This window comes from Paenibacillus sp. FSL K6-2441 (assembly GCF_037964765.1).
GTDB lineage: Bacteria > Bacillota > Bacilli > Paenibacillales > Paenibacillaceae > Fontibacillus > Fontibacillus phoenicis.
The window spans coordinates 2,424,696-2,438,001 of sequence record NZ_CP150174.1 but is presented as its reverse complement, the minus strand read 5'-3'; the positions used below and the strand labels follow the sequence as shown (position 1 = coordinate 2,438,001).

General features: G+C 51.6%; 13 protein-coding genes and 1 pseudogene. 13 read left to right on the top strand and 1 reads right to left on the bottom strand.

Annotation, left to right across the window (positions count from 1 at the left end; all coding sequences use genetic code 11):
- Positions 1-40: 40 nt before the first annotated feature.
- From NSQ80_RS11055 to NSQ80_RS11035, 5 genes and pseudogenes are all read left to right on the top strand, one after another.
- A pseudogene (locus tag NSQ80_RS11055) lies at positions 41-434 on the top strand (GTPase HflX); the annotation flags it as partial.
- 64 nt (positions 435-498) lie between these two features.
- Positions 499-1,752: a methionine gamma-lyase family protein gene (locus tag NSQ80_RS11050; protein ID WP_009226598.1), complete on the top strand. Its 1,254-nt coding sequence runs from the start codon at positions 499-501 to the stop codon at positions 1,750-1,752.
- An 82-nt stretch (positions 1,753-1,834) separates the two neighbouring features.
- A complete protein-coding gene (locus tag NSQ80_RS11045; protein WP_009226599.1) occupies positions 1,835-2,245 on the top strand; it encodes a MerR family transcriptional regulator in 411 nt (136 codons plus the stop codon).
- Positions 2,246-2,268: 23 nt separating this feature from the next.
- The gene (gene glnA / locus NSQ80_RS11040) at positions 2,269-3,606 is read left to right on the top strand and encodes a type I glutamate--ammonia ligase (protein WP_009226600.1); all 1,338 of its coding nucleotides are present in this window, start codon (positions 2,269-2,271) and stop codon (positions 3,604-3,606) included.
- A gap of 165 nt (positions 3,607-3,771) precedes the next feature.
- Positions 3,772-3,927, top strand: a complete 156-nt coding sequence (locus tag NSQ80_RS11035; protein WP_009226601.1) for a hypothetical protein — start codon at positions 3,772-3,774, stop codon at positions 3,925-3,927.
- Between the two features lie 119 nt (positions 3,928-4,046).
- Here the strand turns inward: NSQ80_RS11035 and lexA are convergent, their stop codons facing one another.
- A complete protein-coding gene (gene lexA / locus NSQ80_RS11030; protein WP_009226602.1) occupies positions 4,047-4,673 on the bottom strand; it encodes a transcriptional repressor LexA in 627 nt (208 codons plus the stop codon).
- Between the two features lie 316 nt (positions 4,674-4,989).
- On the opposite strand from lexA, the gene NSQ80_RS11025 reads away from it, so the two are divergent.
- The 8 genes from NSQ80_RS11025 to NSQ80_RS10990 all read left to right on the top strand — a co-directional run bounded on the left by NSQ80_RS11025 (position 4,990) and on the right by NSQ80_RS10990 (position 13,247).
- The gene (locus tag NSQ80_RS11025) at positions 4,990-5,250 is read left to right on the top strand and encodes a LysM peptidoglycan-binding domain-containing protein (protein WP_232282361.1); all 261 of its coding nucleotides are present in this window, start codon (positions 4,990-4,992) and stop codon (positions 5,248-5,250) included.
- Between the two features lie 178 nt (positions 5,251-5,428).
- A complete protein-coding gene (locus NSQ80_RS11020) occupies positions 5,429-5,602 on the top strand; it encodes a DUF896 domain-containing protein (RefSeq protein WP_083791524.1) in 174 nt (57 codons plus the stop codon).
- 12 nt (positions 5,603-5,614) lie between these two features.
- Positions 5,615-6,145, top strand: a complete 531-nt coding sequence (locus NSQ80_RS11015; RefSeq protein WP_009226211.1) for a hypothetical protein — start codon at positions 5,615-5,617, stop codon at positions 6,143-6,145.
- 46 nt (positions 6,146-6,191) lie between these two features.
- Positions 6,192-6,989: an HAD family hydrolase gene (locus tag NSQ80_RS11010; RefSeq protein ID WP_339298987.1), complete on the top strand. Its 798-nt coding sequence runs from the start codon at positions 6,192-6,194 to the stop codon at positions 6,987-6,989.
- 65 nt (positions 6,990-7,054) lie between these two features.
- Entirely contained in the window at positions 7,055-7,471 is a 417-nt protein-coding gene (locus NSQ80_RS11005; RefSeq protein WP_009226209.1) for a FixH family protein, read from the top strand.
- Between the two features lie 275 nt (positions 7,472-7,746).
- The gene (gene metH / locus NSQ80_RS11000; protein ID WP_036646043.1) at positions 7,747-11,190 is read left to right on the top strand and encodes a methionine synthase; all 3,444 of its coding nucleotides are present in this window, start codon (positions 7,747-7,749) and stop codon (positions 11,188-11,190) included.
- Between the two features lie 99 nt (positions 11,191-11,289).
- Entirely contained in the window at positions 11,290-12,228 is a 939-nt protein-coding gene (gene rnz / locus NSQ80_RS10995; RefSeq protein ID WP_339298985.1) for a ribonuclease Z, read from the top strand.
- 218 nt (positions 12,229-12,446) lie between these two features.
- Positions 12,447-13,247 carry a TIGR01457 family HAD-type hydrolase gene (locus NSQ80_RS10990; RefSeq protein ID WP_339298983.1) on the top strand — a complete coding sequence of 267 codons (801 nt, stop codon included), beginning with the start codon at positions 12,447-12,449 and terminating at the stop codon, positions 13,245-13,247.
- Positions 13,248-13,306 lie beyond the last annotated feature (59 nt).

Below are 13,306 nucleotides of genomic sequence, written 5' to 3'. Positions count from 1 at the left end.
TGGAATTATCGCATTGGATCCCCTCGAAGGAGCAGTGATCATGTCGAAGGTGCATTTGCATGAAACGACGACCCACCAAACGGATGTGGCCGTATTAGTCAGCTTGGTTACGTCGGAGACGAAGCAAAGTGGAATAAATTCTGACTACTCCCTGGCCGAACTGGTGCAGCTGGCCGAAACGGGCGGGGTAGAGGTTGCAGTTACGGTAGTCCAATATCGTGAGAAGCCCGATCCCCGCTGGTTGATCGGGAAAGGGAAAGTGCTGGAGCTTCGGGATCGGCACACGGGGGCCGGGGGAAAGCCAGCTGGAAACGGATCGCCGCCATATCCGCCGGCGGATCGGCGAGTTGAAACGTCAGCTGGAGGGGGTCACGAGGCACCGGCAACTGCATCGTGCGCGTCGGAAGGTCAACGGGGGAGTGCAAATCGCCCTGACAAGAAGCCCCTGCGGATATCACGACAAACGATGGAATAGATTAAGGGAGAGATAACGTAACAATGGCAGTATTTTCGGAAGAAATCGTACATTGGCTGGAAGCCGCTGAACGTCAGGTGGAAAGCCGGTTCCGGGAGGTCGACCGGATCGTCGATCACAACCAGTGGAAGGTTATTGAAGCATTTCAACGTCATCAAGTCAGCGATTTTCATTTTGCCGCTTCCACCGGTTATGCTTATAATGATCGGGGCCGTGAAGTGTTGGATTTAGTGTATGCGGACGTATTTGGTGCGGAGGCCGCACTGGTACGGCCGCATTTCGCTTCCGGCACGCATACGATTGCCACAGCGTTGTTCGGGGTCTTGCGTCCCGGGGACGAACTGCTCTATATTACGGGACGTCCATATGATACACTACATAAAGTGATCGGAACGCCGGGTGACGGCAGCGGCTCGCTGCAGGATTTTGGCATCCGGTATCACGAAGCTGCATTGCTGGCTGACGGCACAGTCGACTGGGACACCGTGAAGACCAAGATCACCGATAAGACCAAAGTCATTGGGATTCAGCGCTCGCGCGGCTACGACTGGAGGGATTCTTTTTCCGTTGAACAGATCGGTGAGATGGTTCACCGAGTGAAAGAGATCAAGCCGGATCTGATTGTCTTCGTGGATAACTGCTATGGTGAATTTACCGAGGAACAAGAACCAACGGAGGTTGGAGCCGATTTGATTGCTGGCTCGCTGATTAAAAATCCGGGTGGCGGCTTGGCGGAAACTGGAGGATATATTTGCGGAAAGCAGGACCTGGTCAAACTCGCATCCAACCGATTGACTGCACCGGGCATTGGCGGTGAGGTAGGGGCGATGCTGGGAACGACGCGAGGCATTTATCAAGGCTTATTTTTGGCTCCAACCATCGTAGGACAAGCCATTAAAGGCTCCATCCTGGCTGCGGCATTGTTTGAGCGGGCAGGATTCCGAAGCCGGCCGGCTTGGCAGGATCGGCGTACCGATCTGATCCAGGCGATTGCCTTTGACGCCCCGGAACAATTAATTGCGTTTGTCCAGGGGATTCAGCGGGCAGCCGCAGTGGACGGCCATGTCGTGCCCGAGCCTTGGGATATGCCAGGCTATGATCACCCGGTGATTATGGCAGCCGGGACGTTTATTCAGGGCGGGAGCCTGGAATTGTCTGCCGATGCTCCGATTCGTGCGCCATATATTGCGTATATGCAAGGCGGTTTGACGTATTCTCATGTTAAATTTGGCCTACTCACCGCACTTCAGACGATGAAAGACCGCAACTTGTTGTAAGTTATCCTAACATATCTATTGACATGTTAGGATAACTAACATATGATAAGGTCATGATATTCTAACTGGAAGGTTGATAGCGATGAGCGAGGAAATTCGCAGAAATATGGCCTTGTTTCCTATTGGTATCGTCATGAAACTTACGGATTTAACGGCAAGACAAATAAGATATTACGAGCAGCATGAATTGATTGTACCCGCACGTACCTCGGGAAATCAGCGGATGTTTTCCTTGAATGACGTCGAGCGGTTACTGGAAATCAAGAGTCTCATCGATAAAGGTGTCAATATCGCGGGGATCAAGCAGGTCATGAATCCGATGTCTCGGGAGTCCCAGGATGCGACAGTCATCACGAAGGACACGGAGGAGAAGAGAAAGGAAATGACGGATTCCCAAATCTACCGGATGTTGAAGCAACAGCTGGTGTCAGGGAGCAAACCGGGACAAGTTTCTTTGCTCCAAGGCGAGTTGTCTCGGTTTTTCAAAAAATAATCTAAACGTTGGGAGAGGTTAGGGTGAGTAACACGCAATACACCAAAGAGGATATTTTACGTATCGCTAAGGAAGAAAACGTACGTTTTATCCGTTTGCAGTTCACGGATTTGCTGGGAACGATCAAGAATGTGGAAATCCCGGTCAGCCAATTGGAAAAAGCGCTGGATAACAAAATGATGTTTGACGGTTCTTCCATTGAAGGGTATGTCCGTATCGAGGAATCGGATATGTATCTTTACCCGGATCTGGACACTTGGGTAATCTTCCCTTGGGTGACCGAGGATCGCGTTGCACGTTTGATTTGCGATGTATATATGCCTGACGGAACTCCGTTTGCCGGCGACCCACGCGCGATTCTGAAACGTGCGCTCAAGGAAGCTGAGGAAATGGGTTACACCGCAATGAACGTTGGTCCGGAACCGGAATTCTTCCTGTTCAAAACCGATGATAAAGGCAACCCTACAACCGAGTTGAATGACCAAGGCGGATACTTCGACTTGGCTCCTACGGATTTGGGCGAGAACTGCCGCCGCGAAATCGTATTGACCCTGGAGGAAATGGGCTTTGAAATCGAAGCTTCTCACCACGAAGTGGCACCAGGTCAGCATGAAATCGACTTCAAATATGCTGATGCGATCAAAGCTGCAGACCAAATCCAAACCTTTAAGCTGGTCGTTAAGACGATTGCCCGCCAGCATGGACTGCATGCAACGTTTATGCCGAAGCCGCTGTATGGCGTGAATGGCTCCGGGATGCACTGTCACCAATCGCTGTTCAAAGGCAATGTCAATGCATTTTATGACGAAAACGATGAGTTGGGCTTGAGCAAAGAAGCACGTCATTATATGGCCGGCATTCTGAAGCATGCCCGCGCATTCGCCGCGATCACGAACCCGACCGTGAACTCTTATAAACGTCTCGTGCCTGGGTATGAAGCCCCTTGTTATGTGGCTTGGTCCTCGAGTAACCGCAGTCCGATGATTCGGATTCCGGCTTCCCGCGGTCTCAGCACCCGGATCGAAGTGCGTAACCCGGACCCGGCTGCTAACCCATACTTGGCTCTGGCCGTTATGTTGAAAGCCGGACTGGATGGAATTAAGAAAGAGCTGCCGCTGGTTGATCCGGTTGACCGCAACATCTATGTGATGTCTGAAGAAGAGCGGGTGGAAGAAGGCATCCCAAGTCTGCCAGCCGACTTGAAAGAAGCGCTCGGCGAATTGCTCCGCAGCGAAATTATCAGCGAAGCGCTCGGAGATCATGCGCTGACTCACTTCTATGAACTGAAAGAGATCGAATGGGATATCTTCCGGACCCAAGTTCATCAATGGGAACGCGATCAATATATAACGTTGTATTAATCGGTGTTAACAAGCCAAGCCAGCACCCGGCAATTCAAGCAGGGTGCTGGCTTTTTTTTATTGAAACGGATGATGAATGAATAACAGTTTTTGGATTTCGAAACCATGCCATGATTTATCCTGAATTGGGACAACTTATAGGTATAAATAAGGAGGTTAATGTAGATGACAGTAACCGAATTAAAAAGATACCAACGTCGGCGCTATCGGTTAAAGCAATGGTGGATCACGGAGCGTTCGGGGCTAGGCTGGGGCACACGCGGTCGCCGAGACAAAAACGGCTACCATCCCGTGAGCTTCCTGAATCTCGAATGGGAATAGGAGGGGGAAGTCATCAAGTTCTCTAAAAGTAAACGAGGACGAAGCCGATGTCACCCCATCGCTTCGTCCTGCTCGGATTTCGTATCTTCGTTTCGCCTTCTATTAAGGAAGAGTTCGGATTAGTGCAGGTCGCGGAACAAGCCGATGACCTTGCCCAAGATGGTTACATGTTTCAAACGAAGCGGTTCCATCGTCGAATTCTCCGGCTGCAGGCGAATATGGTCACTTTCTTTATAGAACGTCTTGACCGTTGCCTCGTCATCCTCCGTCATGGCCACAACGATATCACCGTTGTTCGCCGTCTGCTGTTGGCGGACAATCACGTAATCCCCGTTATGTATTCCAGCTTCGATCATGCTGTCGCCAACCACGGAAAGCATAAAGATGTCACCATCAGCTGCATAGTGCTCTGGCAGCGGAAAATAATCTTCAATATTCTCTGTCGCTGTGATCGGCACGCCTGCGGTGACCTTCCCAACAATAGGAACGCGGGTCACGCTGTGCGCAAACAAATTGTAATTCTCCGATTCCTCTTGACCCAGCAATTCAATGGCGCGCGGTTTCGTCGGGTCGCGGCGGATGAAGCCTTTCTTCTCCAGACGGTCCAAATGGCCGTGAACGGTGGAACTGGAAGCCAATCCGACGGCTTCACCGATCTCCCGGACCGAAGGAGGATATCCCTTAGCGCGTACTTCGTTGCGAATAAACTCAAGAATGGCCTGTTGCCGGCTCGATACCTTAGACATTTACGGATCAACCCCATTTAGTAACGTTTGGAAAAATTATAACATAGAACTGCCGTTCGTACAAACATTAGTTCTAAATAGTTTGGGAGACGAGAACTATTTCCGAAAAAAACAGGAACAACTGTTCGAAAAAAACTATTGAATCAAACAAGTGTTCGTGTTATATTGATTACATTAACACAGAACACTTGTTTGGAGTGATGGTGAAATGTTGAAATATAGTTCTTATCAAAGCATCTATGAACAACCTTCTTTTCGTCGCCCTGTGAAGAGAAGTTTACATATGAACGTCTTCCTTAAGAGTAGATTGTCCAAAATGGCCCTGCTTTTAATCATCTTCAGCATCACATGTACTGGAATGGTACAAGCCTTTGCTGCTTCTTCGGATAGCTCTGAGGGAGCAAATCGGCCGGAATATGTCGTGGTTATGCCAGGGGATACGTTATGGGAAATTGCCGTGGCACATAAGCCTCAGGGCCTGGACACAAGGGTCTATGTTCAGAAGCTGATCCGGACGAACGGGCTGAGCAGCAGCGAGATTCAAGCTGGGGATACGTTGATGTTGCCGAGCAGATAATTGATGCTTACAAAGATCATGATCAGAGGTTTACCGATTCATTCGAACAGAGCTTGTTCCAAGGTATTCCGGCAGGGGTTGCCGCGCCTTGACAAGCTCTTTTTCTCATGTCAAAGTAAGAATTAATGCCCTGTGAGACATCATGGGAAGCATAGTATATAAAGAAGCAGGTGGAATTATGGATATTGATGCTTTGGTTAAGCGGATTAACGAGCTGGCTCGCAAAGCGAAACAAGAAGGATTATCGCAAGATGAGATCTTGGAAAGAGCCCAGCTTCGGGAAACGTATCTGCAAAACGTTCGCAGAAATTTTCGGCAACAGCTCGAGTCAATCGAGATTGTAGATAAATAGGGAGGAACAGGTATGGGGTCGTTTGACCGAAAAGTAGAACGCAATCAACGAAGAATGTATAAGAAAGGCAAAGGTCCCAATGTCGGACAAGGGACGCGGAACCCTCGTACTTCGCTTGGAGCAAATGGGGAAGGCGACGTATTTAAAGGGCGGAATTTCATTTTGCCTACCGCCTTGGTTCTGTTAGCTCTGCTGTATGCCATCGTCGGGTTGATCGGTAATACAGAGGAAGTGAACTCGGTATTGTTCTGGGCGACGATCTTTTTGTATTTCGTACTGGCCCTGGTGATCTTCCTGCGTAAGCCATATTTACGCGTGAACAAGAGCTGGCTGTACACTTCGAAGTTTAACCGCGACCGGATGTTGGATGCCGGTAACATCAGTAAGATCAAGGTGAGCCGGAACAAAATCGTCATTGAACCGAAGACGCGGGAACCGAAGTGGGTGTTCTACCGCACCCGCAACCGTTTTGATACGGAAGCGATGGCTGCGCGCCTGCAGTTGTATGCTGACACCCATCATGTGAAGCTGGAGAAGGAATAATCCTTTTACAATACACTTGCGATATGAATGGAGAGGGTTGGGACGAATGACGATCAAGGCGGTATGTTTTGACCTGGATGACACGCTGCTCTGGGATGAACGGAGCGTAAAAGAAGCCTTTGCTGCAACGTGTGAAAGCGTTGCGTCTAAGATTAATGGATTAAACCCCGAGCAATTGGAAGAAGCCGTACGCCGGGAAGCGCGGGGGCTGTATGAATCCTACGAAACGTATCCTTTCACGACGATGATTGGAATCAATCCGTTTGAGGGGTTATGGGCGACGTTCTCTGCCGGAGAACAACCGGAATTCCGTCAGCTGGAGCAGTTAGCTCCAACCTATCGCAAGGAATCCTGGCGGCGCGGTCTGCTTGCGCTTGGCGTTGATGACGAGGAGCTGGCCGGCGAATTGGCGGAACAGTTTGGACGCGAACGGCGTGCCCGGCCTCATGTGTATGAGGAGACCTTTCAAGTGCTGAAGGAATTGCAAGGCAAGGTGAAGCTGCTATTGCTCACGAACGGCTGTCCGGCATTGCAGCAGGAGAAGCTGGACGGAGTGCCTGAGCTGGCGCCTTATTTTGATGAGATTGTGATCTCCGGAAATTTCGGCAAGGGGAAACCGGACCCGTCCATTTTCCGGCATGCTCTGGAACGGTTAGGGATTCAATCGAATGAAGCGATCATGGTCGGCGATAAGCTGACGACGGATATCAAAGGTTCGCTTAGCGTGGGGATGACGGCCGTTTGGATTAATCGGGACGGCAAAGCGCTTACCGGCGATATCGTACCGGATTATGAGATCAAACATTTGTCCGAACTCCATGGCCTTTTAGAGAAATTGGCATAACGCGAGTTTGGATTGAAGCAAACAAGCAGTGAGGCATTCTTAGGCGGTGGAAGGAGGGAATCTGAATGCGAATCAAGGGAAAAACCGGGCTGCTTGTAGCCATCGTGCTTGCGTTCATTGTTGTCGCGGGATGCGGCCGCAGTGAATCGCCGTCTGCTTCAGCGGTGGATACGTCACTGGAGCCGATTCAAGTCGAGCTTGACGTAACGCCATCCGCAGCCAAAGCTGGTGAACCGGTAACGTTTACGGCCAAAGTGACCCACCACGGCGAGAACGTGGACGATGCGAAGGAAGTCATGTTCGAATTTTGGAATACGGCGGACGATAACGCGAAGCACAATCAGGTCAAAGTGAAGAGTGCCGGTAACGGAACCTATGTGCTGGAGCATACATTCAAGGAGCCCGGGACTTATGAAGTGATTTCCCATGTGACGGCTCGCGATCAGCACTCCATGCCTTCGAAGCAATTCACGGTGGAATAAGCTGACAACTGAATCGGTGGTCATCGGTAAGGAAGCTGCTGTTCTCCTTTTGGAGAAGGCGGCTTTTTCATTATTATGTCCTCCTAATGAGGCGAATTTCCGAACTTTTAAAGATAAGGATTTCTAGGTTGTTCGGATTTTAATTCGGGGATGACCGATGGGAGAACAATATCTTAAATTGGGTACAGAGCTTGGGAGTTTTCGCGGAACTCTCTTTTCTTCAACGCTTTATTCTGTTAAACTATATTCTAACGTTTTACGGGAGGGACATGAACATGAGTAAACCAAGCCTGCTCGAAAGAATGAAAGAACGAATATTGATCCTCGATGGCGCCATGGGCACCATGATTCAGCAGGAGAACCTGACTCCAGCCGACTTCGGCGGTGAAGAGCTGGACGGCTGTAACGAAATGCTCGTGCTCACCCGTCCGGATGTGATCCGTGGCATCCACGAGAAGTATCTCGCAGCAGGTGCTGATTTGATCGAAACGAATACGTTCGGCGCGACATCCGTCGTGCTGGCTGAATACGATATTCCGCATAAGGCACGTGAAATCAATATGGCTGCGGCCAAGCTGGCGATTGAAGCCGCGGAAAAATACAGTACCCCGGATCATCCGCGCTACGTGGTGGGCATCTTGGGACCAACGACCAAGACATTGTCCGTTACCGGCGGCGTGACGTTCGACGAGTTGACGGCCAGCTATGCAGAGCAAGCAGCGGCATTAATCGAAGCCGGCGTTGATGCGCTGATGCTGGAAACTTCACAGGATACGCTGAACGTGAAAGCAGGGAGTATCGGAATCAAACAGGCTTTTGCTGAAACCGGAATAACGTTGCCGCTGATGATCTCCGGCACCATTGAGCCGATGGGGACGACGCTGGCGGGGCAAAATATCGAAGCCTTCTACATTTCGTTGGAGCATTTGAATCCCATCTCCATTGGACTCAACTGCGCAACGGGGCCGGAGTTCATGCGCGACCATATCCGCACTTTATCCGGACTAGCCAAAGCGGCGGTCAGCTGTCACCCTAATGCCGGTTTGCCAGACGAAAATGGCATCTACCATGAGTCCCCGGATTCGCTCGCGCAGAAGATGTCCGCTTTTGCCGAGCAGGGCTGGTTGAATATTGCCGGAGGTTGCTGTGGAACGACGCCTGCCCATATCGCAGCGTTAGCGAACACGCTGAAGGATTACCGACCACGCGAGCTGACAGGCAGCCATTTGCCGGCACTTTCCGGCATTGAGCCGGTCTATATCGAATCGGCCAATCGGCCTTATCTGGTTGGAGAACGAACAAACGTTCTGGGTTCGCGCAAATTTAAACGGCTGATCGTGGAGGGCAAATACGAAGAAGCTTCGGAAATCGCCCGGGCGCAAGTGAAGAACGGGGCACAGGTAGTTGATGTGTGCGTACAGGACCCGGATCGGGATGAAGCGGAGGATATCAAGAAGTTCCTGGAATTGGTCGTCAAAAAAGTGAAAGTCCCGCTCATGATCGACACCACTGATCCGAAGGTGCTGGATATTGCTCTCCAATACTGCCAGGGCAAATCAATTATTAACTCGATTAACTTAGAGGATGGCGAAGAGAAGTTCGAGCGCGTCACGCCGTTAATTCATAAATACGGGGCGGCGGTGGTCGTTGGTACGATTGATGAACGCGGGCAAGCGATCACACGGGAGGATAAGCTTGAGGTTGCCAAACGCTCCTATGATCTGCTCGTGCACAAATATGGTCTTCAACCGGAAGATATCATCTTCGATCCGCTCGTGTTCCCCGTGGGTACAGGGGATGAGCAGTACATTGGATCGGCCAAGGAAACGATCGAAGGGATCCGCCTGATCAAAGAAGCGTTGCCGAAGGTTCATACCGTGCTGGGCATCAGTAACGTATCGTTTGGTTTGCCGGAAGCCGGCCGCGAAGTTTTGAACTCCGTTTTCCTGTATGAATGCACCAAAGCAGGACTGGATTACGCGATCGTCAATACGGAGAAGCTGGAGCGCTACGCCAAAATTCCGGAAGAGGAGCGCCGTCTGGCGGAAGAATTGATCTATAATACTAATGATGAAACGCTGGCTGCCTTTGTAGCTGCTTTCCGGAACAAGAAGGTGGAGAAGGCCGAGACAACCACTCAGCTCACGTTGGAGGAACGTTTGGCTTCCTATGTTGTGGAAGGTACCAAGGAAGGATTAATTCCTGACCTTGACGAGGCGCTCAAAAAATATACTGCGCTCGAAATTATTAATGGTCCGCTAATGGCAGGAATGGAAGAAGTAGGCCGGTTATTTAATAACAATGAGCTGATCGTTGCCGAGGTGTTGCAAAGTGCCGAAGTGATGAAGGCATCGGTTGCGTACCTGGAACCGTTTATGGAGAAGAACGAAACCAGCGTGAAGGGTAAAATTTTGCTGGCGACGGTAAAGGGCGACGTCCATGATATCGGCAAAAACCTAGTTGAGATCATTCTGTCTAATAACGGTTACCAAATTGTGAATTTGGGTATAAAAGTACCACCGGAACGCATTATCGAGGCGTATCGGGAAGAGAAAGCAGATGCGATTGGACTCTCCGGCCTGCTGGTGAAATCGGCTCAGCAAATGGTCACGACGGCGCAGGATTTGCGGAATGCAGGCATCGACGTCCCGATCCTTGTGGGCGGCGCGGCACTCACCCGCAAGTTTACCAAGACGCGGATCCGGCCGGAGTACGACGGCTTGGTCCTGTACGCCAAAGATGCGATGGACGGCCTCGATTTGGCCAATAAGCTGATGGATCCGGTCGCACGGGAGCAGATGCGCCTTGAAGTGGATGCGGAGAAAGAAGCGGATCGCGTTGTAGCCGTTGCAGAGCCGCTGCCGGAGCTTACGCGCGTGGAGCGTTCCAAGATTTCTACCGATGCGCCGGTATTTATTCCGCCAGATCTGGAACGTCACGTACTGCGCGATTATCCGATTGGTCACATTACGCCTTATATCAACATGCAGATGCTGTTAGGTCATCACCTTGGACTCCGCGGTTCGGTGGAGCAGCAGCTGGCGGCAGGTGAGGCAAAGGCAGTTCAACTGAAGGAGACGGTGGATCAAATCCTGCTCGAAGCGGTCACGGACGGCATCATTCGCACGCAGGCGATGTATCGCTTCTTCCCGGCGCAATCGTCCGGTAACGATATTCTGATCTACGATCCGGCTGAACCTGGCAAGGTGATCAAGCGGTTTAGCTTCCCTCGACAGAAGGTCGAGCCTTACCTGTGCTTGGCGGATTTCCTGAAGTCCGTGGACAGCGGGCAAATGGATTACGTTGGTTTCCTGGTTGTAACGGCGGGACAAGGCGTTCGTGAATTGTCTGAGAAGTGGAAGAATGAAGGCGAGTATCTGCGCTCCCACGTGCTGCAGGCGGTAGCGTTGGAGCTGGCTGAAGCGCTGGCGGAGCGGGTTCACCATATTATGCGGGATACGTGGGGCTTCCCAGATCCGGCGAATATGACGATGAAACAGCGGCATGGAGCGCGTTATCAAGGGATTCGCGTCTCGTTTGGTTATCCGGCCTGCCCGGACCTCGAAGACCAGCAGCTGCTGTTTGACTTAATGCATCCGGAAGACATTGGCGTCACGTTGACGGAGGGCTTCATGATGGAACCGGAGGCATCCGTCTCGGCGATGGTCTTTGCACACCCTGAAGCGCAATATTTCAATGTGGACAAAGCCGGGATTTAAGCCCGTAAACAACCCTTTGCAAAACCCTCCGAACTTCGGAGGGTTTTGGCAATCTGTATATGAATCGATGAACCATTCTAGCGTAAAGGACGAAATGGCATGGAACTTTACTTTTTAGGGACAAATGCAGGGGTACCGTCCTTGGAGCGGAACGTGACTTCAGTGGCGTTGCGTCTGCTGGAGGAGCGCCGTTCGCTCTGGCTGTTCGATTGCGGTGAAGGCACCCAGCATCAGATCCTGCGTTCGCCGCTGAAATTAAGCAAGTTGGAATATATTTTTATCACCCATCTACATGGTGATCATTTGTTTGGCCTGCCCGGGCTCATTTCGAGCCGTGCTTATCAGGGCGGGGATACCCCCTTGGTCATTTACGGTCCCAAAGGACTGAAAAAATTCGTAGAAACGGCGCTGTCGCTCAGCGAATCGCGGATTAACTATAAGCTCGAGCTTGTGGAGCACCAGGGCGGAGTCCTCTTCGAGGACGATTCGTTTCGGGTTGAAGCGGCGCTGCTGGAGCACCGGATTGACAGTTACGGGTATCGGGTGATCGAAAAAGATCTGCCGGGGAAGCTAGACTCCGCTGTGCTGGAGCGCTGCGGCATTCGTCCAGGCCCGCTGTACGGCAAGCTCAAACGCGGTGAAAGCGTGGTTGCACCAAATGGCGAGACGGTTCATGCGAAGGATGTGCTGGGAATGCCCAAAGCCGGCCGGATTGTCACCATACTCGGCGATACGCGTCCGTGTGAGTCCGTGTTAACCTTGGCTCAAAACGCCGATATGCTGGTGCATGAGGCGACTTTTTTGCATGAACTGGCGAAGACGGCTCATGACTATCACCACAGCACGGCAAAGCAAGCGGCAGCAGCCGCCAAGGAAGCCGGTGTGCAGCAGCTTCTGCTGACCCATTTTAGCTCGCGTTATAAATCAGACGATCAGCTGCAGCGATTAGAAGAAGAGGCACGTTTCGTCTTCCCTGACTCGCACCTAGCCCGGGAGCATGTCCTATATCCGGTGGCACGGCGCTGCGGGCGGAAATAATTATTTTCCGGGAAAGCGCAGGAACTGACAGGGCATTTCAAAGTTTGTCAAGGGGAACAAGTCCGGTTTTTGTCACTGTTCTCGATCGTTCGACGCCAAACGGCGGAGTCAAACTCTGAATTGACATTTCCCCCAGTTCTAGAACGGGAAAATTTGCCTGCCCCGGGGTTCCTAGGTACAATAAATAGAGACACGGTCGTATCGAAAGGATGAGGATTTTGCCAAAGGGTTGGAAGGCCTATCTCATTGATTTAGACGGCACGTTATTTCATGGGCCCCAAATGATTCCCGGTGCGGACGAGCTGATCTCCGCCTTACGCGCGCAGCGAATCCCTTTTCTGTTCGTGACGAACAATTCTTCGCGGACACCGGAGGAGGTCGCCGCGCATTTGGAAGCGATGGGCATATCGGCCCAGGCGGAAGAGGTCTGTACATCGGCCGTGGCTGCAGCCAAGTATATTGCCGAAGAACAGCCTGGCTGTAAAGTCGCAGCCATCGGTGAGGCGGGTCTTACAAAGGCGTTGGAGGAAGCCGGATTGCAGTTAGTTCTGGAACATCCGGACGTGGTGGTGCAAGGCATCGACCGCCAATTTACATACGAAACGTTAACCCGGGCTGCCCGCTGGATTCGGGGCGGGGCACGTTATATCCTAACCAATCCGGACTTGCTGCTGCCCTCTCAAGAGGGCTTAATGCCCGGAGCGGGAACGATTTCTGCAGCGATTCAAGCTGCATCGGGCGTAAAGCCGACGGTGATTGGCAAACCGGCTGCACCGCTCATGGATTTTGCCATCGCGCGGCTAGGCTTGGAGGCTTCGGAAGTAGCGGTGATCGGGGACAACCTCAATACCGACATCGCTGCAGGGAAGCATGCCGGCTGCGGTACCATTCTGACCTTAACCGGCGTCACCACGGCTGATAACCTGCCAGATTACATGAAGTCCTCCGGTGTAGAGGCGGATGTGGTGTGCCGCGATCTTGCGGAAGTCCGTGAACGAATTTGCGGAAATAGCGGATGACCAAGTTTTATTTTATGAGATGAACTAATGAACGAACTTATACGGATGAAGGGAAAGAT

Coding starts and splice junctions, on each gene's coding strand:
- NSQ80_RS11020 (WP_083791524.1), top strand. CDS start 5,429: ATGGATATTGATGCTTTGGTTAAGCGGATTAACGAGCTGGCTCGCAAA.
- NSQ80_RS11035 (WP_009226601.1), top strand. CDS start 3,772: ATGACAGTAACCGAATTAAAAAGATACCAACGTCGGCGCTATCGGTTA.
- NSQ80_RS11045 (WP_009226599.1), top strand. CDS start 1,835: ATGAGCGAGGAAATTCGCAGAAATATGGCCTTGTTTCCTATTGGTATC.
- NSQ80_RS11050 (WP_009226598.1), top strand. CDS start 499: ATGGCAGTATTTTCGGAAGAAATCGTACATTGGCTGGAAGCCGCTGAA.
- metH (WP_036646043.1), top strand. CDS start 7,747: ATGAGTAAACCAAGCCTGCTCGAAAGAATGAAAGAACGAATATTGATC.
- NSQ80_RS11010 (WP_339298987.1), top strand. CDS start 6,192: ATGACGATCAAGGCGGTATGTTTTGACCTGGATGACACGCTGCTCTGG.
- NSQ80_RS11015 (WP_009226211.1), top strand. CDS start 5,615: ATGGGGTCGTTTGACCGAAAAGTAGAACGCAATCAACGAAGAATGTAT.
- lexA (WP_009226602.1), bottom strand. CDS start 4,673: ATGTCTAAGGTATCGAGCCGGCAACAGGCCATTCTTGAGTTTATTCGC.
- NSQ80_RS11005 (WP_009226209.1), top strand. CDS start 7,055: ATGCGAATCAAGGGAAAAACCGGGCTGCTTGTAGCCATCGTGCTTGCG.
- NSQ80_RS11025 (WP_232282361.1), top strand. CDS start 4,990: ATGGCCCTGCTTTTAATCATCTTCAGCATCACATGTACTGGAATGGTA.
- rnz (WP_339298985.1), top strand. CDS start 11,290: ATGGAACTTTACTTTTTAGGGACAAATGCAGGGGTACCGTCCTTGGAG.